The sequence below is a fragment of the Microbacterium sp. Root553 genome (genome assembly GCF_001426995.1).
GTDB lineage: Bacteria > Actinomycetota > Actinomycetes > Actinomycetales > Microbacteriaceae > Microbacterium.
The window spans coordinates 531,735-556,207 of record NZ_LMFY01000001.1 but is presented as its reverse complement, the minus strand read 5'-3'; the positions used below and the strand labels follow the sequence as shown (position 1 = coordinate 556,207).

Genomic DNA, 24,473 nt, shown 5'->3' with positions numbered 1-24,473 from the left:
GCCAGGGTTACGCTCGCCCCACAGGTCAGCTTAGGTGGCGGACCCAGACACCTTCTACGGGGGACCATGAACAGTCTCGAAGTGACGGATCTGCGGGTATCCATCGGTCGCCGCGCGATCGTGAAGGGCGCCACCTTCACCGTCGGAGTGGGCCAGCGTCTGAGCCTCCTCGGCGAATCGGGCTCCGGCAAATCGCTGACCGCCAGTGCCGTCCTCGGTCGCCTGCCCGCGAATGCCGTCGCCACCGGCAGCATCAAGATCAACGGTGTCGAGGTGCTCGGCATGCGCGCATCGAAGCGTCCGGAGGAAGCCCGCGTCGCGATGGTCTTCCAGGACTCCGCCGTCGCGCTCAACCCGCTGGTCCGGGTCGGTGAACAGATCATCGAACCGCTGCGCCGGCACCGCGGCCTCGGCCGTGATGCCGCCGAGCACGCCGCGATCGAGCTCGCCGAGTCTGTGGGCCTGCCGGATCCGGCAGCGATCATCCGGCGCTTCTCGGCCGAGTTGTCGGGCGGCCAGCGCCAGCGGGTGTGCATCGCCCTCGCTCTCGCCTGCAACACCCGACTGATGGTCGCCGACGAGCCCACCACAGCCCTCGACGTGGTCACCCAGAAGCGCGTGCTCGACGTGCTCAAGAGGTACACCGCCGGACAGAACACCCCGGCGCTGCTGTTCATCACCCACGACTTCGCCGTGGCATCCGAACTCTGCAGCGACGCCGTCGTCATGAAGGACGGCGATGTGGTCGAGCAGGGCCGCATCGACGAGATCTTCACCGCGCCCCGCGACCCCTACACGCGCGAGCTCATCCGAGCAGCCAGGGCCGCAACCGTCGAACCCTACGTCGAGCGGTTCCGCGCAGAACTCGCCGCAGGCCACATCACCGCCCCTACGGAGCCCACGGCTGCCACGTTCTTCGACATCGGCGAGGTGAGTCGCGCCTACCCGATGCCGCGCACGAGCCTGTTCGCGAAGCGCGAGACGAAGACCGCGCTGTACCCGACCAGCCTCGTGATCGAGGAGGGGTCGAGGGTCGGGATCGTCGGCGTCTCCGGATCGGGCAAGACGACCCTGCTGCGCCTCATGCTCGCGCTCGAGTCGACCGACACCGGCGCAGTCACCTGCCAGGGCACAGAGGTGTACCCGGCCGATGTCAGGAAGCTGAAGTGGTACCGGCGCAAGGTGCAGTACGTGCCGCAGGACCCGGCGAGCACCCTTGACCCGCTCATGACCGTACGCAACCTCGTGCGCGAGCCGCTCGTGCGTCTCGGCGTCACCGGCGACCACGACGCCATGGTGCGCGAGGCACTCGATTCGGTCGGCCTGGATGAGAAGTTCATGAACCGCCGAGCGAACGAGCTCTCCGGTGGGCAGGCCCAGCGCCTCGCCATCGCCAGGGCCATCGCCACGCGCCCCGACTTCCTGCTCGCCGATGAGCCGGTGAGCGGACTGGACCTGCCGATGCGCGAAGCGATCGTCGCGTTGCTCCGTCGCATCTCCGAGGAGCGCGGCACCGGCATCGTCGTCGTCTCTCACGACCTGTCGATGGTCGCGAGCCTCTGCGACCGCACGGTCGTGATGCACGGCGGCCACGTGGTCGAGGACCGGCCGACGCGCGAACTTCTCGCGGCACCGCGCCATGAGCGCACCCAGGAGCTCGTCGACGCGATCCCGGTATTGCAGGTCGAACCCGCCGAGCTCGAGCCGGCTGTCTGAGGCAAGGAAAGGACACGCGAATGGCTCTCTCCACACAGGCTGTGCCGGCACTCGGCCGCACGCAGCGCCGCAACTCCCTCATCAGCGGCTCGAAGGGCGCGATCATCGCCGGCGCCTCCCGCGTCGTGATGATCTTCCTCGTCATCTTCATGCTCGGCATCCTGCCGCTGCTCTCTGGGCGCGACATCGCGACCTCGGTCTACCGCGCACGCTACGCCGAGGGCGAGATCGACCCGCAGGCCCTCGAGGCCATCCGCCAGGAGCTCGGCCTCGAGAACGGCGTGTTCGGCGCCTTCTTCGCGTGGCTCGGCAACGCCGTGCGCGGTGACCTCGGCACCTCGTGGTCGAGCAACCGTCCGGTGCTCCCCGACATGTTGGTCTCGCTGAGCAACTCGCTCCTGGTGATGCTCGCCGCGCTCGTCGTCGCCGTCATCCTCGCCGCTCTCCTGACCATCCCGACCTTCCGCCGTGGGCTCGCCGGGCGCTCGGATCGGACCGGCGGAGGACTCGCTGCCGCCTTCACGGCGCTTCCCGAGTTCCTGCTCGCCTCGGTGCTGCTGGTCGTCTTCGCGGTCTGGCTCGGCTGGCTGCCGCCGTTCGGCTGGCGTGGTCCGATCTACGCGGTGCTCCCCGCACTGTCGCTCGGTCTCCCGGCCGGCGGATTTCTCGGACGCCTGATGTCCGATTCCCTCGCGAGCACGTTCAGTGAGCGGTGGGTCGCCACCTGGCAGGTCGCGGGCTACTCGAAGAGCCGCATCGTGCTCGCCGCGATCCGTCGCACGCTCCCGGGCGTCGCCGCACCCATGGCCCTCATCCTCGTCGGCATCACGGCGGGTGCCGTCGTGATCGAGCAGGTCTACGCGATCCCCGGCATCGGCCGGGCGGCGCTCGGTGCAGCGCAGTCGCAGGACCTGCCGACGCTGCAGGCCGCCGTCATCCTGCTGATGCTGCTGGCCGTCGCACTCGGAATCGGTGCGAGCCTCATCCGCCGGCTGCTGCTCGGGCCGGCGCTGCGCTCGAACTCCCTGCCCGCCGCGGTGCCGAAGACGCCGAGCTCGAAGTGGGCGCTGGTGCTGCCGGCGACCATGCTGCTGCTGCTCGTGCTGATGATCGTCGCCGGGCTGCCGCGCGACCCGTTCGCCCTCGACTACACGCGTCTGCAGCCGCCGAGCTGGGAGCTGCCGCTGGGCGCGGATGCGAGCGGACGCGACGTGCTCGCCCGCATCTCGCACGGAGCCATGTCGACCATCGGCGTTGCCGCGGTCGTGACCGCCATCTGTCTGGTGCTCGGCCTCTTCGTCGGCATGTTTCCGAACCTCGGCGCCGGTCCGATCGAGGTCACCAACGCGGCACCGACGATCATCGCCGGCCTCATCGTCGCCGCCATCCTCGGACCCTCCGCCTTCGGCGCCGCCGTCGCGGTGACGGTGGTGAGCTGGGCGCCGCTCGCGGCGCACACCGCGGCCCTCGTCTCCGAGGTGAAGGCGCAACCACACGTGCAGATCGCGCCGGTGCTCGGCGTCGGCAAGACCCGACTGATGCTCCGGTACGTGATGCCGAGCGTGATCGGCCCCGTCTTCCGCCACGCGTGCCTGCGGCTTCCCGGCATCGCACTGGGCCTCGCAGCGCTCGGCTTCCTCGGCCTCGGCCCGCAGCCGCCGGCACCCGACTGGGGCCTGGTCCTCGGCGAGGGTATGCCGTACGTCGAGCGGGCGCCGCTCGTGGTTCTCGTGCCCGCACTGGCGCTGGTGCTGCTCTCGATCTTCGCGGTGTCGCTGTCGAGCCTGAGCTTCGACCTCCGCGGCGGACGCGCGTGGCCGAGCCGCCGCCGCCGTACCCTGCGCTCCGCGCTCGCGACCGACACCGGCATCCTTCCCATCGCCCCGACCTCCTCCGATCCTGCACGACCGCTCCAGACACAGGACACCGACTGACCCCGATCCGCCGCCCGTTCGCCCGGACTCCCACGAGGAGCCCTGCCTCCGGAAAACTCCGCACCACCCGACACACACGGAACACCTCCCGATGGGTGCTCCGCCCCTTCTTCTATGTAAAGGAACCGAGATATGAGCAAGCACACTGGTCGCACCGCGACTGCCGGGTTCGCGCTCCTCGCCGCCACCGCCCTGGTGGTCAGCGGCTGTGCCGGAGGTGACGCCGACGGCGCTGCCGGCGGCGCCCCCGACGACGATCGCATCAAGCTCGCGATGATGCAGCCTCCGACCGCGGCACTCAACCCCTACAGCGATGACGTCATGAAGATCTCGCGCTGGAGCACCGGCGAGACGCTGGTGCGCATCAACGACGCTCTCGAGGCCGAGCCGCTGCTCGCCACCGAGTGGGAGCGGGTCGACGACCTGACCTGGGTGTTCACCCTGCGTGAGGGTGTCACCTTCCACGACGGCACCGACTTCGATGCGGATGCCGTGAAGAACTCGATCGATCACGCCGTCGCCGCCGCCCGGCCGCCGCGTGTCATCAAGGGCGTCACGATCGCGACAGAGGTGACCGGCGACAACGAGGTCACCATCACGACCGACGTGCCGGACCCTCTGCTCGTCAACCGCCTGGCCAGCCCCCAGATGTCGATCCTCTCGGACGCGGCCTACCTGGAGGATGGCAATGTCACTCCCGTGGGCACCGGCACCGGCCCCTTCGAGCTGGTCGAGCTCAACGGCACGTCGACGGCGACACTCGACCGCTACGACGATTACTGGGGAGATGTCGCCAAGCTCGCGGGCATCGACGTCGACTTCGTGCCTGACGGCACAGCACGCGCCGGTGCGATCCGCTCGGGCGAGGTCAACATCGCCGAGAGCATCCCGGTCTCGCAGGTCACCCTGCTCGATCCCGACGATGCGCACGAGGTCTTCATGCCGCGCACGTCGTTCCTCACGCTGAACTCCGAGAGCGGACCGTTCGCCGATCCGGCTGTGCGCGCCGCAGCCCGAGCCGCCATCGATCCCCAGACGATCGTCGACACGGTCTACGAGGGCCAGGCCGACCCGGCCGTCGGTCTCCTCGGCCCGGCGATCGAGTGGGCGGAGAAGCTGCGCGGCGACGTCGAGTCGTCGGTGAAGCCGGCGAAGGTCGACGGCGTCAAGATCACGCTCGCCACGTACACGGACCGTGCGGAGAACCCGGAGATCGCGGTGCAGCTCGAGAAGCAACTCGAAGACGCCGGCTTCATCGTGGAGCAGGACGTGCGCGAGTACGTCGCGATGGAGGGCGAGATGCTCGACGGCGCGTTCGATGCGGTCGTCGTCTCCCGCAACATCCTGCTCGACATGGGCGACCCGCTGTCGTTCCTCTCGCAGGACTTCACCTGCGAGGGCGGTTTCAACATCGCGCAGTTCTGCGACACCGATGTCGACGAGTTGATCGCCAATGGCATGCAGGTAGCCGGCGACGAACGCCGCCAGGCGACCATGGACGCCGAGGCTGCCGTGCTGCAGCTCGACGCCGTCGTGCCGCTCGTGCACGAACGCGTCGTGCAGGCCGAGGCCGGTGGATTCGCCAACATCATCCGCGATCCCCTCGAGCGCCGTCTGATCACCGAGTTCACCACGCGCGGCGAGTAACGAAAACCCTCACGGGCGGTCGACGCCTCGCGCGTCGACCGCCCACCATCCCGACGAAGAAATGACGGAGCATCCGATCGTGAAAATGCACTCCTACTGGCTCGACACCGCGACCCCGAGCGGCGACTACACCCGCACCGAGGTGCCGAAGGAGGTCGACGTGGCCGTCGTCGGCGGTGGCTTCACCGGCCTCTCGACGGCGTATCACGCGGCGCTGGCCGGGAAGTCGGTCGCCCTGCTCGAGGCGAACACCGTGAACTGGGGCGCCTCAGGGCGCAACGGCGGTATGGCCACCACCGGCCTCGCGATCGGCTTCCGCGACGCGATAAAGCGCTACGGCGAGCAGCGGGCCGTCGGCTACTTCCGCGAGTACAACAAGGCGATCGACCTGATCGAGGACCTGGTCGAGGAGAACCAGCTCGACGTCGACTACGAACGCTCCGGCAAGATGAACCTCGCCTGGAAGCCCTCGCACTTCGAGGGCATGAAGCACACGGCCGAGGCGCTCAAGCGCCTGGTCGGCCAGCCCGTCGAGCTCGTCGACCGCGCGAACATCCGCAGCGAGATCGGCTCCGATGTCTACCACGGCGCGATGGTCGATCCGCTCGGCGCCGGCATGCACGTGGGCAAGTTCGGGCACGCCCTCGCCGGACTCGCGATCGACGCCGGTGCGACGATCCACGAGAAGGCTGAGGTCGTCGACGTCGAACGCGTCGGCAGCGGCACCGTGCACGACCTCAAGACCACACGCGGCAACCTGCGTGCCGGTGCCGTCGTGCTCGGCACGAGCGGGTACACCGGTAAGCCGTTCGGCTGGCAGCAGCGTCGCGTGATCCCGGTCGGCAGCTTCATCGTCGTGACCGAGCCGCTTCCGCAGAGCGTGGTCGACGAGCTGCTGCCGAACCGTCGCATGGCATCCGACAGCAAGAACTTCATCTACTACTTCCGCATCACGCCCGACAACCGCCTGCTGTTCGGCGGCCGTGCGCGGTTCGCGCTGTCAGACCCCTCGCAGGACAAGGAGAGCGGCGACATCCTGACGAAGGCCATGCACCGGGTGTTCCCGCAGGTGCGCGACGCGCGCATCGACTACATGTGGGGCGGACTCGTCGACATCTCGATGGACCAGATGGTGCACGCAGGCGAGCGCAAGGGCATCCACTACTCGCTGAACTACTCCGGTCACGGCGTGCAGATGGCCAACTACATGGGCAAGGTCATGGCGGATGCCGTCTCGGGCAAGCCCGAGGCGAACATCTGGCGCGACCTGAAGAACCCGTGGATCCCCGGTTACTTCGGTCAGCCCTGGCTGCACCTGCGAGTGGGCGGCGCCTACTTCGGGCTGCAGGACAAGTTCAGCTGAACCCGGCGACAGAGCATCAGAGAACAGGAATGACAGACATGAGCGACCACGCGACCGTGTGCGAATGCGAGACGGTGTCGACGGCATCCGATCCGGCCGAGGAGACTCTCCGCGCGCTCGGCCTCCGGGGCGGCGGATACATCGCGGGCGAGTGGGTGCGGGGGCCGCTGACGCTCGAGGTCACGGACCCGGAGGACGGGAGCCTCGTCGCCTCCGTCTACCAGGCGAGTGTCGACGATGTCGATCGGGCCGTGGCCGATGTGCAGCGCAGCCTCCGCGAGGAGCGCTGGGAGCTGTGGGAGCGCCGCGAGGTGCTCGAACGCGCTGCCGACCTCGTGCGCGAGGAGGGCCCGCGCCTTGCTCGCATCATCTCCGCCGAGGGCAGCAAGACGATCACCGAAGCGACTCGCGAGGTCGCCCGCACCGCTGAGACGCTGCGCATCTCGGCGCACTCCGCCGCGCTGCTCGAGGGATCGACGCTGCCCTTCGAGGACACGGCGCGCGGTTCGGGCAAGTTCGGCTACTACCGGCGGGTGCCGCTCGGCGTGATCGCTGCCATCACCCCGTTCAACGACCCGATGAACCTCGTCGCCCACAAGGTCGGCCCCGGCCTGCTCGCGGGCAACGCCATCGTGCTGAAACCCGCTGCCGTGACCCCGCTCTCGGCGCTCGCGCTGCACGACATCCTGCTGCGCGCGGGGATGCCGCCGCGTCGGATGGCGGTGCTCGCGGCCGGTCGAGAGGCGGGTTCCGCGCTGGTGAGCGACCCGCGCATCGCCGCCGTGAGCTTCACGGGAGGGCCGACGACCGGCGATGCGATCGCGCGACTCGTCGGGGCCCGTCGTATCCTCATGGAGTTGGGCGGGAACAACGCCGTGTTGGTGTGCGAAGACGGCGACGTCGAGGCGGCGGCCGCAGGGATCGTCGACGGCGCCTTCGGCGTCGCCGGCCAGAACTGCCTGTCGGTGCAGCGCGTGTTCGTGCACGAATCGCACTACGAGCGGATGCTGTCGCTCCTCGCACGTGACACGGAGCGACTGATCGTGGGGTCGAAGAAGGATCCGATGACCGATGTCGGTCCTCTCATCTCGGAGCAGGAGGCCCGACGTGTGGAGACCTGGGTCGACGAGGCCGTCACCGGTGGCGCCCGCGTCGTCGTCGGCGGTCGTCGCGAAGGGTCGTTCTACTGGCCCACCGTGCTCGCCGATGTGCCGGGCACGGCCCGTATCTACCGTGATGAGGTCTTCGGGCCGGTCGTCTTCGTCGAGCCTTTCAGTGACGTCGATGCGGCCCTCGAAACGATCGACGACACCGAGTACGGACTGCAGGCAGGCGTGTTCACTGCATCGTTGACCACCGCGATGCACGCCGTCGACAGGTTGCACATGGGCAGCGTGCTCATCAACGACACGAGCGACTTCCGGATCGACGCCATGCCGTTCGGCGGGTCGAAGCGCTCGGGTGTCGGACGCGAGGGCGTGGCCGAGGCGGTGCGCGAGATGAGTGAGCCGAAGAACGTGATCCTCAACCGCATGGGGTGAGAGCGGGCTGACGGGAACAGAGGGCCGGTGGCGGGGTTCCCACCCCGCCACCGGCCCTCTGCGTCGCTGCGGTCTGATGCGCAGATGTGCCGGAGTGTCAGGCAGCCGTGTAGCCGCCGTCGATCGGGAGCACCGCCCCGGTGATGTATGACGAGGCGGGCGAGCCGAGGAAGAAGATCGCCTCGGCGACCTCCTCGGGGCGCGCCAGGCGCTGCATCGGGATCGTCGCCGCGCGAGAGGCGCGATACGCCTCCGGGTCGTCCTTCTGCTGGAAGCCGGCTTCGATCACCGGGGTCTCGGTGAGGCCGGGTGCCGCCACGTTCACGCGGATGTTGCGTGCGGCGAGTTCGATCGCCGCGCCCTTGCCGAGCATGATCAGGCCGCCCTTGGCCGCGGTGTAGACGACCTGGTCGGCGATGCCGACCATGCCGAGCCGCGAGCTGACGAGCACGATCTGCCCGCCGCCGTCGCGGATCGCCGGAACGGCATGCTGGAGCAGGGAGAACACACTCAGGATGTTCGCATCGAGGACGCGCGACGCGGTCTCCAGCGGCATCTCGGTGAGGGCGCCATCGGCCTGCAGTCCGTGGCATGCGACGACGGTGTCTATCGCGCCGAACTCGGTGACTGCGGCATCCATGAGCTGCGCGACGAATCCTTCGTCGTTCAGGTCGCCGGGAAGGTAGGTCTCGCCGTCAGCGAGGTCGGCCGGGGCCTGTGCGCGCCGACCGGTGAGGAACAGTCGTGCCCCGGCCGCACGGAAGCGCGCGGCCACGGCGGCGCCGATGCCGCTGGAGGCGCCGGTGATCAGGACGGCGAGAGGGCGGTCGGCGCTCACGCGCGGACCTCGCACACCATCTGCACCTCGACCGGGCTGTTGCGCGGGAGTCCGGCGACGCCGATCGCGGTGCGCGCGTGGCGCCCCTCCTCGCCGAGCACGTGCACGAGCATCTCGCTGCCGGCATCCGCCACCTTCGACTGCTGGCCGAAGCCCGGGGCACTGAGCACGAAGACGAGCAACTGCACCACACGCACGCGGTCGAGGCCACCGGTGGCATCCGCCGCGACGGCGAGGGCGTTCAGCGTCGCCTGCTGCATCATCTCGCGGGCCGTGTCGATGTCGACGAGGGCAGGGTCGGTGCCGGCATCCGCGCGGTCGCTGACGGTGCCGGTGACCGGCAGGATGCCGTCGCGGTAGGGCAGCTGGCCGGAGATGAAGATCTGTCCGCCCTGCGACGAACGCCAGTTGATGTACTTCGGGTCGTCGGGGATCACAGGCAGCGAGAGTCCGAGCTCGTCGAGCGCGGCGGCCGGGTCGGCGACGGAGGGGATCGGGGCGACGGTCATCGCGGGGTCCTTTCGGCGGAGGTGCGGGGTGTCAGTTGAGTCGGCCCTGCGCGTCGACCGGCCAGCGGTCGAGCAGGGTACCGGTGCGATCGGTGATGATGAGCTCGTCGAAGCTGTTCACGACCGGGCACACGTGGTGCGGTACGACCGGCACGGGGTCGCCGACGGCGGGGCGCGCACCGCCGTCGGGGAGCTGAAGAAAGCCGTGGTACTCGTTGAGGAGGCGGAGGTACCCGTCGACGCTCGGCACCTGGCCGTACCCTCGGTCGGGGTTGCCCTCGCGGGCGAGTGCCTTCGTGCCCGCATCGATGATCACGTGCGCATGGCCTTGGTCGCTGACGACCGTGCTGGCGAGGAAGAGGGCGATGTTCTCGGGCGCGCAGTCGCCGAGACGCACGTTGTCCCAGTCGTTGAACACGTACTCGCCTGGCCTGATCTCGGTGATCACCGGATCGATGCTGAACTCGGCGGTCGGCGTCGACCCGGCGCTGACGATCTCGGGTTCGATGCCGTGTGCGCGCAGCGAGGCGACGGCTGCGCGCAGGGCCTCGGCCTGATCGCGGGCCGCGCCCTCCCGTGCGCCGATCGAGCCGCCGTGGCCCGGGTAGGTGAACACACCTGTCGGGCGCAGCCCGCGCGCCGCCGCATGGGCGGCCAGCGCTCCGGCATCCTCCGGGCGCACACCCGAGCGGCGGGCTCCGCAGTCGATCTCGACCACGATGCCGACCGTGCCTGCGCGATCTCCGAGGGCATCGGCGATCCGGTCGATCGCCGATGCGCTCTCCGCGCCGATGCTCAGGCGCGTCACCTGCGCGAGGCGCCTGAGGCGCTCCTCCTTCGCGCCGGTGACCCAGAGGGGATAGGCGAGCAGGATGTCGGAGCACCCTGCCGCCGCGAAGATCTCGGCCTCGCTGAGGTTTCCGGCAGTGAGGCCGATGGCGCCGGCATCCAGCTGCATCTGTCCGATCCGCACGCTCTTGTGGGTCTTCACGTGTGGGCGCACGGCTTTGCCGTGCGCGTTCGCGAAGGCCTGCATGCGGGCGATGTTCTCGGCGACGACGTCGATCAGCACCACGGGCGCGGGGGTGCTGACGGCCGTGCCGAGGGCGCGCAGGATGCCGGGGAAATCGTGCACCGGTCAGCTCATCCGGTCTTTGAGGCCGTACCAGGCGCCGCCGGCGCGCAGGTGCAGCCACGGGTTGCCGAAGTAGCCGGGGATCCATGGGTTCTTGAGGTCGCGCCACGGGTTGGCCTCGTGGCGCCCGCCGACGACCTCTGCCATGACCTTGCCCATGTGGGTCGCCATCTGCACGCCGTGACCCGAGTACGCCATCGAGTAGAACAGCCCGTCGCGCTGCCCTGCATGCACCATGCGGTCCATGGAGATGTCGACGAGGCCGCCCCACATGTAGTCGGTCTTCACGTCGCGCAGCTGAGGGTAGATCGCGTTGCGCGCTGCGACGAGGATCTCGCCGCTCTTGCGGTCGGATGCCGGGTCAGAGAGGGCGAAACGCGCGCGGCCGCCGAAGAGCAGACGATCGTCGGGCGTGAGGCGGAAGTAGTGCAACAGGTTGAAGGTGTCGGTGGCGACACGGCGGGTCGGCAGCAGCTCGCGAGCGAGGTCCTTTCCCAGGGGCTCGGTGACGGTGATGAAGCTGCCCACCGGCACGACACGACGCCGCAGCCACCCGAAGGGACGACCGGTGTAGCCGCTCGTGCCCACCACGACCTTGCCGGCGCGCACGGTGCCGCGGGTCGTGACGAGGTCATGCATGGTGCCCGATCCGATGCGGTGGAGGTCGACGACCTCGGCGTTCTCGTGGATCGTCGCACCTTCTCGCATGGCAAGGCCCGCAAGGGCGTGGCCGAACTTCGCCACGTGCACGGCAGCCGACCGGGTCTCGGTGAACCCGCCGAAGAACGCCGAGCTGCCGACCTCCGCACGGATCTCGTCGCGGTCGAGCACGTGCGTGTCGTGGCCGGCGATGCGGCTGAGCGCCTCGCTGCTCTTGCGCACGCCGTCGAGGTGCGACTCCTTCGCGGCGAGGATGAGCTTGCCGTTGCGTTCGAAGTCGACGTCGAGTCCATTGTCGACGACGAGCTGTTCGATGAGATCGACGGCATCGTTGTACAGGTCGATGTACTCCTTGGCCTTGGCCTCGCCGTAGCGGTCCACCGCATCACGGAAACCCATGGCCAGGCCGTTCGTGACCATGCCGCCGTTGCGCCCGGAGGCCCCCCAGACGACCGTGTTGGCCTCGAGCACCGCCACCGACAGCCCGGCCTTCGCCGCGTGATAGGCGGTCGAGAGGCCGGTGAAGCCCGCCCCGACCACCGCGATGTCGACCTCGCGCGGGATCGGGGTCTGCGTGTGGTCACCGCTGGGAGTCGCAGTGTCGAGCCAGTAGGAGTGCATCTTCACGGGGGAGCCTCTCAGACGATCGGACGGGTCAGGCGATGCCGAGGGCGCGGTTGACCTCGTCGAGCGAGGTCATGCGGACCGCGCCGTAGTGGGGCAGGTCGGGGTCGTAGCCGCGGTCGAGGAACACCTTGTTGGTGAAGCCGAGCTCGGCCATCGGGATGTGGTCGTAGAGCTGGTGCGAGGAGATGTGCAGGAACTCTTCGGGCTTCGCGTCGAGCACCTTCAGCATGTGGTCGAAGGCCTGGTGGCGTGGCTTGTAGGCGCGCGTCTGCTCAGCGGTGATCACGGCGTGGAACGGGGCGCCGAGGCGAGGGATGAAGCCGGCGAGGTGACTGTCGTCGGCGTTCGAGAGGGCGACGAGCGGGAAATGCTCGGCCATCGTCGCGAGGGGCTCGAGCACATCGGGGTGTGCGCCCCATCCGCGCATGTCGTCGATGATCGTGGCCACATCGGTGTCGCGCACCTCGACGTCGAAGCGTGCGGCGGTGCGACGGAAAGCGCGGTCGATGATCTGGTCGTACGGGCGGTACTCCATGATCTCGTCGTAGCGGTCGAGGCGGAAGCGGTCGTAGAACGCTTCGAAGTCGTCGCCGGTGATCCGGTCTGCAAGCAGGGGCTCGACGGTCTTGCGCATCTCGAAATAGATGAGGGTGCCGATGACGTCGAACGAGATGTACTTCGGACGGGGGAGTTCGATGGACACGTGCTGCCTTTCGCTGTGGTGGGAAGGCGATGGATCTTCGCCTGCCTCCATATTGTCTCATGCTGAGACGAAATGCTAGGGTCGTCGTGGATCAGCCGACGACGCTGCGATCGAGACCGAGGAGAAGCCGATGGATGCCGAGACCGAAGCGCTGCTCCGCGACACCGGCCTCGCGGGCGCCGCACACCGAGTCGATGAGGAGTGGCTCGCCCGCGTACTCGACCAGGCCTACGGGCTCAGCGGACGACTCACCCGTCTCGACACCGAGAAGGACGCCACCTACCGCCTGAGACCGGATGCCGGGGACGACGAGTTGCTCGTCAAGGTCTCGCACCCCGAGGAGCCCCTTGACGTCGTGCGCTGTCAGATCGACGTGATCGCCTGGATCGAGGCCGTCGATCCGGGCATCCCCACCCAGTCCGTGCGCTCTGCTCTCGACGGGCGCACCTGGCGCCGGCTGCAGGACGAGACAGGCCGGTTCGCCGGGATCCTCCGGGTGTACCGGTTCCTCCCGGGGGTGCTGCTCGCCGACGAGATGCCCTCGGTGGATCAGCGCCGCGCGGTCGGGGCGATGCTCGGACGTGTCGATCAGGCGCTGGGCGGGTTCGCTCACCCCGGGGAGAGCCCTGTGCTCGCCTGGGACCTCAAGAGGTTCCTCGCCTTCGAGCCCCTCGTCGAACTCGAGGCGGATGCGCGTCGCGCCGGGCTCGCTCATCAGGTCTTCGACGCGTTCCGCGACCGCGTGCAACCTCAGCTGGAGACGGCCCGCACGCAGATGATCCACGGTGACTTCAGCCCCTACAACGTCGTCGTCGATCGCTCCGGCGACCCCTACGTCACCGGAGTGATCGATTTCGGCGACACCCTGCGCGGACCGGTCGTGTTCGACCCGGCGGTGCTGCTCGGCAATCACCTGCAGGCGGCGCCCCGGCATCCGTGGGAGGTCGCCCGCGACCTGCTCGACGGCTACCGGCAGGTCTTCCCGCTCACCGACGACGAGGTCGAGCTCGTGTCCGTCGCGAGCGTCGCGCGGGTGGCGCTGCGCGCCCTCATCGCGACCTGGCGCCTCGAGCGGGGCACCGATCGAGGCGACTACATCCGTCAGCACGCCCGGAACGACTGGGATCGCGTCGCGAACGTGATCGACCTCGGATTCGACGCGGCTCGCGCCCACCTGCTTCACCGACACTGACCCCGATCACGGAGGACGACACATGGTCTCACTCGGCGCATCCCGCTACCCCAGCCGCTTCGATCCCGCACGACTCGACGAGGTCGATCCGGCGATCAGAGGCAACATCGAGCGTCGTCTCGACGTGCTCGGGCCCGGCTATCTGCTCATCTACAACGACCCGGTCGCCTTCGTGCGGGGCGAGCGCGCCCATCTGTACGATGCCGACGGCGCCGACTATCTCGATGCGTACAACAACGTGCCCTCGGTCGGCCACTGCCATCCGCATGTCGTCGAGGCGGTGAACCGGCAGGTCGCGACCCTGAACACCAACACCCGCTACGCGCAGGAGGGGCTCGTCGACTACGCCGAGCGCCTGGTGTCGTACTTCCCCGATGAGCTGCGGCGAGTGACCTTCGCGTGCTCCGGTTCCGAGGCCAACGACCTGGCGCTGCGCGTGGCCGCGCATCACACCGGCAACGAGGGCATCATCGTCAATCGCTGGGCGTACCACGGCATCACTCGCGCGGTCGCGGCGATCTCGCCGGCGCTCGGCGAAGGCTCCCCCCTCGGGCCGCACGTGCGCGAGATCGACCCGCCCGATGTGAAGCTCGTGCCCGAGGGCATGACGCTCGCCGAGCACATGCGCGCCGAAGTCCGTCGTGCGATCGACGACCTCGCCCGCCACGGCTTCGGGATCTCGGCCCTCGTCCTCGACCTGTCCTTCATGAGCGACGGCATCTTCCCCGAGCGCGGCGACTACCTGCAGGGCATGGTCGATGAGGTGCATGCCGACGGCGGGCTGTTCCTCGCCGATGAGGTGCAGGCGGGATTCGGGCGACTCGGGACGTGCATGTGGGGCTTCGCGATGCAGGATGTGGTGCCCGACATCGTCACGATGGGCAAGCCCATGGGCAACGGCATCCCGCTCTCCGCCGTCGTCTTCCGGCCCGAGGTGGCGAGTGACTTCGGCGACAAGGTGCGCTACTTCAACACCTTCGGCGGATCGTCGGTGCCGATCGCCGCCGGCGCCGCCGTGCTCGACGTGTTCGAGCAGGAAGGCGTGCCCGCACGGGTCGAACGCATCGGCGAGCTGTTGCGCACCGGCATCCGCGACCTGCTGGCCGATTCGCCGCACGTGGCCGAGGTTCGTGGCGCGGGGCTCGTCGTCGGCGTGGAGATCGTGCAGGATCGCGAGACCCGCACGCCCGACCGTGCGCGCACCACGAGGATCATCGACGGCATGCGCGAGCGCAGGATCCTCATCAGCGGTGCAGGACGTGACGTCAACGTGTTGAAGATCCGTCCGCCGCTCGCCTTCGACGAGGCCGACGTGGCGCGCTTCCTCGAGGGGCTCGCAGAGGTGGCGGAGCTGCACCTCTGACCGCGTGGGTCAGTCGATCGACCAGGTGCCGTTCGTGAGGCGCTCGCGCAGTCGACGCTGCACGGCGGTGAGTGCGGTGTGGGCCGCGCCGAGAGACGTGGTGTGGGCGCGGGTGCGAGCGTTGGCGATCAGGATCTGCGGTGGCTCGTCGAGATGGTCCGCCAGCGTCTCGGTGAGACGGGGCAGCACGCGCTCGGCGAGCGGGGCGAGGCGCCCGGCGAGCACGATGAGCAGCGGGTCCGAGATGACGGAGATCATCAACAGCGCCGAAGCGAGGGCCTCGGTGTACACCTGTACGATCGCGTCTCGCTCGGCGGACGGCAGGGTCGTCTCGAACCGCCCGAGTTCGTCGTCGCCGCCCCACAGCTCGGAGATGTGCGCCAGCGCCTGCCCCTGGCGTCGGCAGTACTGCATCAGGCCGTGGGTGCTCAGCAGCTCGCCGATCGTGCTCTCTCCATCCCCCGCAGGAAAGGGGAGCACCGAGAAGTTCCCGAATGAACCGGTGACGCCGTGCGCCGAGGAACCGTCGCGGCGCAGCATGGCCATCGTGAGTACCGTGCTCATGTTGAGCAGCACCGGGAGCGCGCCCCCGGGGATGAAGCCCTCGACCGTCAGGCCGGCGAGTGCCATGTTCGCGTCGGTATCGAGTTCGACCTCGGCGCCGACCGCCGCCGCCAGCTTCTCGGCGAAGACCGTTCCCCCGATCGCAGGCATCGCCGAGGGCGGATGCGGCACCTCGACGCCGTTCACGACCCGGGCCGGTACCGCCACCAGCACCCGTTGCAGAGGAGCGGCCGTGCGTTCGCGGGCCCGGTCGATGAGGCCGCCGAGCCACTCGACCGCCGCGCCCGCATCGGCGTGCAGGGGAGTGGCGAGAGTGCTCCACGAGAGTTCGCGCCCTGCGAGGTCGACCGCCAGCACTCCGGTGCGCTGCAGACCGAGACTGATGCCGACCACTTGGCCGACCTCTGACGGAACCGTGAGGGCCGTGGGCCGCCGCCCGCGTGAGGCGGCGGCGGAGGCGTCGACCGCGTCGGCTGACGCGTCGCAACCTGCGGGGGATGCCGGCGCGAGCAGCTCCAGGCGTTCCAGGTCGTCGACGACGCGGCTGATCGTCGCCTTGCTGAGGCCGGTGTCGGCGATGAGCTCCCGCCGGGTCATCGTGCCGCGGGCGAGCGCAGCATCGAAGACGCTCGCCAGGTTACGGGAGCGCTCGGTGAGGTTCGCCGCGTTCGGCGAGGCCGGCGGCCGGTTCAGGACTCGTCGCCTTCTTCGTTGCGTCCGTGCCGCAGTGCGCCCTCGTCCTCGTGGCTGTGCAGCTGGTAGTTGCTCAGCGAGAGATGCTGGTGAAGCACGTGATGCAGCTCCTCCATCTCGCCGTCTTTCAGCAGATCGGCGATCTCCTGGTGGCCCGGCACGACGCGGTCGGGCTTCGGGTATGCGTCAGGGAAGTGGAAGAGGCAGATGAGCGCCTCGGTGGCGAGCGTGGCGTAGGCGCGCACGAGGCGGGTGTTGCCGGCGTCCTGCACGAGAGCGGTGTGGAACTCGAGGTCGATGCGCCCGAGTCGCGCCCAGTCCTCATCCTGGAGAGCCGACTGCATCTTCTGCACGATCGCCGTGAGCCGATCCGTGGTGGCTGCGCGGCGCTCGGGGGAGAATTTGGTGATGATCTCGGCGGCGGCGCATTCGATGACCTCGCGCGCCTCGTAGACCTCTGCGACATCGCGGACGGTCAGTTCCTGCACGAAGACGCCACGGTTCGGACGGGAGAGCAGGAGCCCTTCCTGCACGAGGCGGTGAAGCGCTTCGCGGACCGGGCCGCGAGACACGTTCAGCTGTCCGGCGACCTGTGCCTCGTTCACCTGGTCGCCGGGGGAGAAGCCGCCATTGATGATGCTCTCGCGAAGCTGATCGGCGATCACGACCGCCGTCGGTCGATTGTTGATCGCCGAGAGTGTCTGTACGCCGTTCATCGATATCCCCCGTCGTGAAATCGGCGTTCCGTTCGCCGCCGTCATCACCTGCATTGTAGACAATCTACACTGGCGTTTCGGGCTGTGGCGTCGCGGATCGGATTCAGTGTCAGGCGTGCACGTCGTTCTCGTGGTTGGCGTGGTCTGCCGGCTCGAGCTGGATGGTGCAGTGGCTCGTGTCGAAATGCTCGCCGAGGCAGGCGTGCAGCTCGTCGAGTATGCGATCGTAGTGATCCCAATCCAGGGACTCCTGATCGATCACCACGTGCGCCGACATCGCGTTGACGCCCGAGGTGATCGTCCATGCGTGCAGATCGTGCACCTTCTCCACGCCGGGCACCGACAGCATGTGCTCGCGGGTCTGGTCGAGATCGACGTCCTTCGGTGTGCTCTCGAGGAGGATCCGCACGACGTCTCGCAGCAGGCTGTATGCGCGGGGAGCGATCAGCAGCGCGATGGCGAAGGCCGCCACCTGGTCGACCCAGTTCCATCCGGTGAAGAGGATCACGACGCCGGCGACGATGACCGCGCCGGAGCCGATCAGATCGCCGAGCACCTCCAGATATGCACCACGGACGTTGATGCTCTCCTTCTGGCCGGACTGCAGGATCAGCAGCGAGATGAGATTGGCGACGGCTCCGGCGATCGCGGCGATGAGCATCGGCCCCGTCTCGATCTCGACCTCAGTGCCGATGCGCTGGATCGCCGTGTAGACGATCACGATGCAGATGACGCTCAGCACGATGCCGTTGATCATCGCGGAGAGCACCTCGACGCGCATCAGCCCGTAGGTGCGCTTGGAGGTCGCAGGCAGAGCGGCGATGAACGTGGCGATGAGCGCGATGAGCACGCCGGTAGCATCCGTGAGCATGTGACCCGCATCCGCCAGGAGTGCGAGTGATCCTGAGATCAGAGCCCCGACGACCTGCACGGCGAAGACGCTGAACGTGATGCAGAGCACCAGGACCAGCTTCTTGCGGTGTTTTCCTCCCGCTGTCGAGTGACCCTCGAGGCCGTGGTCGTGATTGTGGCCGTGGCCGCCCGATGCTTCCGCCACCGGGCGGCGGGGGTGGCCGTCGCTGAAGGCATGCCCGTGGTCATGCCCGTGGCCGCGCTCTTCATGCGAGTGCTCGTGGTCGCCATGCTCGTGAAGGTGTGAGGAGGTCATGGACAGACAGTAACAGGAAGGTAGGATTGTTGACAATCTGATTGTCGATCCAAATACTGAGAGTGCGCGGTCCTCGCGCGCCGGAGTATCGAGAAGGCGGACACCATGACCAGAGCAATCGTCGTCCACGACGTCACCACTACGGATGCCGGTGACCACAAGGCCAAGGCCACGGCGGAGAGCGCGGGGCAGACCGAGTCCTCCCGCACTGTGTGGGAGTCACCGGAAGGCATCCGCTCCGGAGTCTGGGAGGTGACGCCGGGCTCGTTCCGCAGCGCCCGCCCGCAGTACCACGAGATGTGCCAGATCGTCTCGGGCTCCGCCACCATCGAGGAAGAGGACGGAACCACGTTCGATGTGCAGGCCGGCTCGTTGTTCATCACGCCCGAGGGATGGATCGGGCGGTGGACGGTTCACGAAACTCTGCGCAAGGTGTGGGTCGTGATTCCCTTCACCGCTCTCGCCGACCCCGGGCGCGCAGTCGGCTCGTGACTCGCTGATGCGCGATGCCGGCGACCGCATCGACGGTCGCCGGCATCGCGCATCATGAGTCGCCCGCAGAGGCGACGTGCTGCACTCAGCCGCAGGACTCGTACGGCGGCTTCTCGAGGGTCGTCGCCGTGACTGCCCAGATGATGTCGCTGCCTGCCGTGTAAGTCAGGAATACGGAACCGGTGCCGGTTTCCGACTCGATCGCGAGGTACCGGCGATCGCCGACGCTCTCGATCTCCACCGCGTCGGGATACGCGGCCAGCGCCTCGTCCATCCGGGAACCGACACCGATCCCCTCGGCCGTCAGCGGGCCGACGGCCGGCCCGCCTTCGAGATCGGCGGGGGAGGCGGACACCTGTACGAGATCGACCACCGCCGGATCCTGTTCGGGGATCTCGGGGCTCTGGAGGGTCAGCGTATATCCGTCGGCTTCGACCGTGGCAAGCCACGGGCAGACTTCTGCGGGGGTCGCACCCGCTGCCGCGACCGCCTCGTCGTAGGGAGTGCCCAGCTCGACGTCGCCGATGCCCGACGGGCCGGCGCCCGCGGTCGGGGACGCGCTGGGAGATGCGCTCGGCGTGGGATCGGCGGGTGCCGTCACCGTCTGCGTGACGGTCGGCGTCGGCGAGACGGGGGCCGAGCATCCCGCCAGAAGAGCAGCTGTCACGGCCATCCCGAACAGTGGTGTGAGGATGCGTGCACTGCGAGCCCGAGGTCGTGTCGTGTCGATATCCATCCTTCGACGCTATCGGCGGGGACGAGCGTCGCGCGTCGATTCCCACGGGACTCCCAGATCGAGCGGATAGCAGATCTGCAGCGTCCCGCAAGGCATTGTGGTCGGTGATCGAGGGTTCATAGTGTGGATCGATGGACACTCGCAATCGCACTCGCGCCGTCGCCATCGTGCCCACCGGGCTGATGGCTCTCGCCTTCGTGATCGCCGGCTGCACCTCGGGCGACGCTCCCGAGCCGATGGCGTCGGAATCGACATCCGCACCGTCGCCGTCGGCGACGTCAGCGCCTCCTGCGGGGGCATTCGCCTATCCCGACAAGACGGACCCCACTCAGGTCGGCATCGCCCTCAAGTACGGGGAGGGCAGCGATCCGTCGGGCGAGATCATCGCCGGGCCCGCTGTGCTCGTGGCGGATCGACAGTTCACCGTCGAGGGGCAGTGCGAGGGCGATCGCGTCGGGTTCGAGGTGGTCACGGCCGACGGAGAGAGGCGGGTGCTCGCCGAAGGGGGATTCCGCTGCGACGATCCGCCGGCCGGTGAGTTCTCGTACCGGCTGCCGTACGCCGGTGTGGTGCAGGTGAACCTCACGGACGCCGACGACGTCGATCGGGCATGGGTGCGCGTCGTCCAGACCTGATCCGCGATTCGCGCCGCCACGGCGCCCGTCATCGCGCGCAGCGGAAACCCAGATGGGTGGTCGCGGAGTCCTCGGTCTGGGAGCTTCGCGCGGCGGGCCTGTAGCGTCGGCAGTACTCGGGGGCGCAGAGGTGCGAGCCGCCCTTGGTCACCCGACGTGGGGGACCTCCGGCGTCCACGCCGAGAAGATTGCGGCGTTCACCGGGCTGGATCGTCGGGCTCATGCTGTGACGAGCGCTCCACGTGTCCGCTGTCCATTCCCAGACGTTGCCGATCATGTCGTGAACCCCGAAGCCATTGGCAGGGAACGCCCCTGTCGCGGACGTTCCGATGAAGCCGGCGGCTCCGGAGTTGCGGTACGGGAAGTCTCCCTGCCAGGTGTTGGCCATGAGCTCTCCGTCCGGGCGCAGCTCGTCGCCCCACGCGTAACGCGCACCGACGAGCCCTCCTCGAGCCGCCCACTCCCACTCCGCTTCGGTGGGCAGCCGCTTGTGCGCCCAGGCGGCGTATGCCGAGGCATCCTCGAACGCGATCTGCACGACCGGATGCTCGAGGCGTCCGTCGACGTCCGATCCTGGCCCTTCGGGCGCACGCCAGTGCGCCCCGGGCTGCCAGCGCCACCAGCGCTGCCACTCGTTCAGATTCACGGGGCCGTCGGTCGGGGTGAACACCAGCCCACCGGGAACGAGCGTGGCCGGATCAGCGCCCGGGAACTCGCGAGGATCGAGGGGGCGCTCGGCGACCGTCACGTAGCCGGTCTCGGTGACGAAGCGCAGGTACTCCGCATTCGTCACCGGGTACGGATCCAGATCGAACGCCTCGATCTCGCGTTCGTGCACCGGCCCTTCCTCGGGGTAGAAGTCGACGGAGCCCATGAGCAGCCGCCCCGCGGGGATGCGGGTCATCGCGGCGGTCACGTCAGCACCGAGATCGTCACGAAGAGGATCGCTGCCGCGCCGAAGACGGCCGCCAGCACCGCTACTGAGATGAGAAGGCCACCGCCGTGCGGTGTGCGCGATGACGTACCGGTCAGGAACGCGGTCAGCCGGATCTGACGGCGACGCGCAGCCATCCAGATCGCGCATGCCGCCAGAAGGCCGAGGAGACCCGGTATCACGCCGAACGCCGCGGCGGGGGCCGGTAGTGCCACGGGGAGGACTCGTAGCGAGAGCAGCGAGCCGACGGCGATGGCGAGGGCGGTGCGGCGCCAGGCGAGTTCGGTGCGCTCCGGCTGCAGACCGGGATCGAAGAGCGTCGACTCCGTCATCGCCAGATGACCCCTGCGATGACGAGCAGGCCGACGACGAGCACGATGATGCCGAGGACGACTGCCGATATCGCACCGGGCAGTGGCAGCGACCGACGCAGAGCCCGCTCCGTCCTGCTCCACTCCCACCATGCGAGCGGCGCGACTGCCGTGCCGGCGACGATGAGGACCAGCGAGGCCGCGAGTCGGAAGCCGGGATGCAGATCGAGACCGAGCACCTCGAGTGCCACGCCGCCGGCGATCAGAGCGAGTGCCGTGCGCGTCCACGCGAGGAAGGTGCGCTCGTTCGCGAGTGAGAAACGCGGATCCGGCTCCTCGCCGGTGCCGTACACGGATGTGGGGAAGCGGTGCATCCCGACATCGTATCTGCGTCCGGCTTCGGGAGCGCGGCGCGTCGGCCACGAGACTTCTTTTTCGGACCTGCTTGCCTTCAAACGTTTGAACTGGTTATCGTCCTCTCGCCCGCTCTCGACGAGGAGAACCATGACTTACACGAGCACGACAGAAGCGATCGCCACCGCGAGGCCGTTCGGCTGGCGCGACAAGGTCGGATACCTGTTCGGAGACTTCGGCAACGACTTCCTGTTCATCCTGGCGTCGAGCTATCTCCTGATCTTCTACACGAACGTCCTCGGACTGAACCCGGCGCACGTCGGAACCCTGTTCCTGCTGGTGCGTCTCCTCGACGCGTTCACCGATGTCGGCTGGGGCCAGTTCCTCGATCGGCACATTCCGTCGGTTGCCGGGCGGTTCCGTCCCTGGATCATCCGCGCGGCCATCCCCCTCGTCGTCGTGAGCGCCCTGTTGTATGCGCCGTTCGCGGCGGACTGGGATTACACCGTCAAGCTGATCTGGGCGACAGCGACGTACATCCTCTGGGGGTCCGTCTTCTACACGATGGTCAACATCTCCTACGGTTCCCTCGCCTCGGTGATGAGTGAGGAGCCCGCAGAACGAGCGTCCCTCTCGGTCTTCCGTGGAGTGGGGGCGAACCTCGCGGGGATCTTCGTCGCCCTCGTGCCGCCTCTGTTCATCTATGCGAACGTCGACGGCGTGTCGCAGGTGCTTCCGCCGGCGTTCTTCGCGACCGGCGTCGCCTTCTCGGCCGCCGCGCTCGTCTTCTACATCATCTGCTACTCGCTCGTGCGAGAGCGCGTGAGAGCGGTGCCGGGTCGTGCGAAGGCGTCGTTCCCCGCCCTGCTGCGTTCGCTGGCAGGCAACCGCGCCCTCCTTTCGCTCATGGGCGGCAACCTCGTGCTGATGCTGTCGTCGCTGTTGACCGGTTCGGTGGGTGCCTACCTCTGGCTCAACTACTTCAACAACGGTGCGCTCTCGGGTGTCGCGGCGCTCGCCAACGTCGTTCCCGCGCTCATCGCCGCACCGTTCGCTGCCGCACTCGGTCGCCGCTACGGCAAGAAGGAGATGCTCGTGGTGCTGCTCTTCGCGAGCGCGGCGATCTATCTGTTGCTCTTCTTCCTCGGAATCACATCGCCATGGGTGTTCATCGTGCTCAGCATCGTGGCCGGGTTCGGGGTGGGCATGTTCAACCTCCTGGTGTGGGCGATCATCACCGACGTCGTCGACCATCAGGAAGTGCGCACGGGGCAACGCGATGACGGCACGGTCTATGCCATCAACACGTGGGCACGCAAGCTCGGGCTCGCGCTCGCCGGCGGCCTCGGAGGTTACGCCCTCGCCATCATCGGCTACGAGGCCGGCACCGACACACAGGCGGCAGGCACCGTGCAGGGCATCTACACCATCGCCACACTCGTGCCTGGCGTCCTGTACGCGATCGTCGCGCTCATCCTGCTGTTCTGGTTCCCGCTCGACCGCCGCACGGTCGAGGCGAACAGCGCCGAGCTGAGCAGCCGACGCGCAGTCGTGGTGGGATGAGAGCATGGGCAGGCCGACACTGAAGGACATCGCCAGCAGGGCGGGGGTCTCGATCTCGACGGTGTCGTATGCACTGAACGACAAGAGCAGTCTGCCTCTGGCAGAGGCGACGAAGACCCGCATCCGCACGATCGCGCACGAGCTCGGGTACGTGCCCAACGGCTTGGCGCGGTCGCTGCAAGCGAGGTCGAATCGCACCATCGGAGTTCTGCTGAACAAGCCTCTGACGACGCCTCGATACGCCGAGATCGCCCAAGGGCTCAGTGAGGGACTGGCTCGACGGGGGTTCCATCTCGCTCTGCTCCACGGTGACTCGGCGGAGCGGTGCACGGACGATGTTCGCGGCGGGCTGCTCGACGGACTGGTGTTCATCGGTCACGATGACCTCGACGTGCCACACGAGCTGGCGGTCGAGGTCATGGCGCACAGGATTCCGTTCGTCGCGCTCGACTGCGGGCCCGCAGTGACGCCGGGCATCTGGTCGAGCGTCGACTTCGACTACGCCGCCGGCGCGGAGCAGCTCGTGCAGAATCTGATCGGCGAGGGCGTGTCGAGGATCCTCCACCTTCGACCGGATGTGACATCACGCGCTGATCGGACGAGGAATTCGGCGATGGAGGCGCTCGCCCGCGACAACGGACTCGATCTCATCGTGCTCTCCACCGGAGTCACCGATGAGATCCTCGCTCGGTTCGATCGTGACCCGGGCGGCACCACCGGATATGCCGCGACCGTCGTCGGGCGTCTGGATGCCGCTCGCGAATGGATCGATCAGGAGCCGGAATCCACGGCGATCGTCTGCTCCTGGGGTGCGGACGCCGAGGCGGCCTACTTCTGGACCGTGCAGCACGGTCCTCGCGTAAGGGTCGCCGCTCTCGCAGGCGGCTCTCTCGACCCGCGTCTCTGGCCGCGCCTCACATACAGTCGGCTGCCCCTCTCGGCGGCCGGAGAGGCCTGCGCGGGTCTCATCATCGACGCCAGCACGGCGAAGGATGCGCCGACGTGCGTCCTCCTCGCTCCCGCCCTCGACACCGGCGCCTCAGGCACCGGTGCAGCAGGCGACTGAACGACCGATCTCG

Annotated in this window: 23 protein-coding genes; 11 read left to right on the top strand and 12 right to left on the bottom strand. The window is 68.3% G+C overall.

The window, feature by feature from the left end; translation table 11 throughout:
- Positions 1-66: 66 nt before the first annotated feature.
- From ASD43_RS02565 to ASD43_RS02545, 5 genes are all read left to right on the top strand, one after another.
- Positions 67-1,716 carry an ATP-binding cassette domain-containing protein gene (locus ASD43_RS02565; protein ID WP_056413149.1) on the top strand — a complete coding sequence of 550 codons (1,650 nt, stop codon included), beginning with the start codon at positions 67-69 and terminating at the stop codon, positions 1,714-1,716.
- 20 nt (positions 1,717-1,736) lie between these two features.
- Positions 1,737-3,650 carry an ABC transporter permease subunit gene (locus ASD43_RS02560; protein WP_082539203.1) on the top strand — a complete coding sequence of 638 codons (1,914 nt, stop codon included), beginning with the start codon at positions 1,737-1,739 and terminating at the stop codon, positions 3,648-3,650.
- 132 nt (positions 3,651-3,782) lie between these two features.
- On the top strand, positions 3,783-5,297 hold the full coding sequence (locus ASD43_RS02555) for an ABC transporter substrate-binding protein (protein WP_056413146.1): 1,515 nt from the start codon (positions 3,783-3,785) through the stop codon (positions 5,295-5,297).
- An 85-nt stretch (positions 5,298-5,382) separates the two neighbouring features.
- Positions 5,383-6,660, top strand: coding sequence for an NAD(P)/FAD-dependent oxidoreductase (locus tag ASD43_RS02550; protein WP_235564144.1), 1,278 nt, complete (start codon positions 5,383-5,385; stop codon positions 6,658-6,660).
- A 38-nt stretch (positions 6,661-6,698) separates the two neighbouring features.
- A complete protein-coding gene (locus ASD43_RS02545) occupies positions 6,699-8,201 on the top strand; it encodes an aldehyde dehydrogenase family protein (RefSeq protein WP_082539202.1) in 1,503 nt (500 codons plus the stop codon).
- A gap of 97 nt (positions 8,202-8,298) precedes the next feature.
- Here the strand turns inward: ASD43_RS02545 and ASD43_RS02540 are convergent, their stop codons facing one another.
- The 5 genes from ASD43_RS02540 to ASD43_RS02520 are packed head-to-tail and all read right to left on the bottom strand — an operon-like array spanning position 8,299 to position 12,673.
- Entirely contained in the window at positions 8,299-9,039 is a 741-nt protein-coding gene (locus tag ASD43_RS02540; RefSeq protein ID WP_056418923.1) for an SDR family NAD(P)-dependent oxidoreductase, read from the bottom strand.
- Positions 9,036-9,548 (bottom strand): RidA family protein, encoded by a 513-nt coding sequence (locus tag ASD43_RS02535; RefSeq protein ID WP_056413144.1) that lies wholly within the window; start codon positions 9,546-9,548, stop codon positions 9,036-9,038. The genes ASD43_RS02540 and ASD43_RS02535 overlap by 4 nt, the downstream gene beginning before the upstream one ends.
- Positions 9,549-9,579: 31 nt before the next feature.
- Positions 9,580-10,683 (bottom strand): alanine racemase, encoded by a 1,104-nt coding sequence (locus ASD43_RS02530; RefSeq protein WP_056413141.1) that lies wholly within the window; start codon positions 10,681-10,683, stop codon positions 9,580-9,582.
- 3 nt (positions 10,684-10,686) lie between these two features.
- Entirely contained in the window at positions 10,687-11,964 is a 1,278-nt protein-coding gene (locus ASD43_RS02525; protein WP_235564143.1) for an NAD(P)/FAD-dependent oxidoreductase, read from the bottom strand.
- A 34-nt stretch (positions 11,965-11,998) separates the two neighbouring features.
- Complete coding sequence (locus ASD43_RS02520; RefSeq protein WP_056413135.1) at positions 11,999-12,673, bottom strand: HAD-IA family hydrolase; 675 nt, start codon at positions 12,671-12,673, stop codon at positions 11,999-12,001.
- Positions 12,674-12,803: 130 nt separating this feature from the next.
- On the opposite strand from ASD43_RS02520, the gene ASD43_RS02515 reads away from it, so the two are divergent.
- Both ASD43_RS02515 and ASD43_RS02510 read left to right on the top strand, forming a co-directional pair.
- Positions 12,804-13,865, top strand: a complete 1,062-nt coding sequence (locus ASD43_RS02515) for a phosphotransferase (RefSeq protein ID WP_056413132.1) — start codon at positions 12,804-12,806, stop codon at positions 13,863-13,865.
- A 22-nt stretch (positions 13,866-13,887) separates the two neighbouring features.
- Positions 13,888-15,228, top strand: a complete 1,341-nt coding sequence (locus ASD43_RS02510; RefSeq protein ID WP_056413129.1) for an aspartate aminotransferase family protein — start codon at positions 13,888-13,890, stop codon at positions 15,226-15,228.
- A gap of 9 nt (positions 15,229-15,237) precedes the next feature.
- Here the strand turns inward: ASD43_RS02510 and ASD43_RS02505 are convergent, their stop codons facing one another.
- From ASD43_RS02505 to ASD43_RS02495, 3 genes are all read right to left on the bottom strand, one after another.
- Positions 15,238-16,389 (bottom strand): ROK family transcriptional regulator, encoded by a 1,152-nt coding sequence (locus tag ASD43_RS02505; RefSeq protein ID WP_056413125.1) that lies wholly within the window; start codon positions 16,387-16,389, stop codon positions 15,238-15,240.
- A 92-nt stretch (positions 16,390-16,481) separates the two neighbouring features.
- Positions 16,482-17,201 carry a GntR family transcriptional regulator gene (locus tag ASD43_RS02500; RefSeq protein ID WP_082539199.1) on the bottom strand — a complete coding sequence of 240 codons (720 nt, stop codon included), beginning with the start codon at positions 17,199-17,201 and terminating at the stop codon, positions 16,482-16,484.
- Positions 17,202-17,310: 109 nt separating this feature from the next.
- The gene (locus tag ASD43_RS02495; RefSeq protein WP_082539198.1) at positions 17,311-18,369 is read right to left on the bottom strand and encodes a cation diffusion facilitator family transporter; all 1,059 of its coding nucleotides are present in this window, start codon (positions 18,367-18,369) and stop codon (positions 17,311-17,313) included.
- 105 nt (positions 18,370-18,474) lie between these two features.
- Here ASD43_RS02495 and ASD43_RS02490 point away from each other — a divergent pair, with 105 nt between their 5' ends.
- Positions 18,475-18,861 carry a cupin domain-containing protein gene (locus ASD43_RS02490; RefSeq protein ID WP_056413120.1) on the top strand — a complete coding sequence of 129 codons (387 nt, stop codon included), beginning with the start codon at positions 18,475-18,477 and terminating at the stop codon, positions 18,859-18,861.
- An 85-nt stretch (positions 18,862-18,946) separates the two neighbouring features.
- Here ASD43_RS02490 and ASD43_RS02485 read toward each other — a convergent pair whose 3' ends face one another.
- The gene (locus ASD43_RS02485; protein WP_157550723.1) at positions 18,947-19,597 is read right to left on the bottom strand and encodes a hypothetical protein; all 651 of its coding nucleotides are present in this window, start codon (positions 19,595-19,597) and stop codon (positions 18,947-18,949) included.
- Positions 19,598-19,728: 131 nt separating this feature from the next.
- Here ASD43_RS02485 and ASD43_RS02480 point away from each other — a divergent pair, with 131 nt between their 5' ends.
- Positions 19,729-20,232 carry a hypothetical protein gene (locus ASD43_RS02480; protein ID WP_056413114.1) on the top strand — a complete coding sequence of 168 codons (504 nt, stop codon included), beginning with the start codon at positions 19,729-19,731 and terminating at the stop codon, positions 20,230-20,232.
- 28 nt (positions 20,233-20,260) lie between these two features.
- Here the strand turns inward: ASD43_RS02480 and ASD43_RS02475 are convergent, their stop codons facing one another.
- From ASD43_RS02475 to ASD43_RS02465, 3 genes are read right to left on the bottom strand one after another with little or no spacing between them, the layout of a single operon-like run.
- Positions 20,261-21,136 (bottom strand): formylglycine-generating enzyme family protein, encoded by an 876-nt coding sequence (locus tag ASD43_RS02475; protein ID WP_056418920.1) that lies wholly within the window; start codon positions 21,134-21,136, stop codon positions 20,261-20,263.
- Between the two features lie 8 nt (positions 21,137-21,144).
- Positions 21,145-21,498: a DUF202 domain-containing protein gene (locus ASD43_RS02470; protein ID WP_056413111.1), complete on the bottom strand. Its 354-nt coding sequence runs from the start codon at positions 21,496-21,498 to the stop codon at positions 21,145-21,147.
- On the bottom strand, positions 21,495-21,851 hold the full coding sequence (locus tag ASD43_RS02465; RefSeq protein ID WP_056413109.1) for a YidH family protein: 357 nt from the start codon (positions 21,849-21,851) through the stop codon (positions 21,495-21,497). The genes ASD43_RS02470 and ASD43_RS02465 overlap by 4 nt, the downstream gene beginning before the upstream one ends.
- A 130-nt stretch (positions 21,852-21,981) precedes the next feature.
- Between ASD43_RS02465 and ASD43_RS02460 the strand changes: the two genes are divergently transcribed.
- A complete protein-coding gene (locus ASD43_RS02460; RefSeq protein WP_056413106.1) occupies positions 21,982-23,394 on the top strand; it encodes an MFS transporter in 1,413 nt (470 codons plus the stop codon).
- Between the two features lie 4 nt (positions 23,395-23,398).
- Positions 23,399-24,460 carry a LacI family DNA-binding transcriptional regulator gene (locus ASD43_RS02455; RefSeq protein WP_056413102.1) on the top strand — a complete coding sequence of 354 codons (1,062 nt, stop codon included), beginning with the start codon at positions 23,399-23,401 and terminating at the stop codon, positions 24,458-24,460.
- Positions 24,461-24,473: the final 13 nt, after the last annotated feature.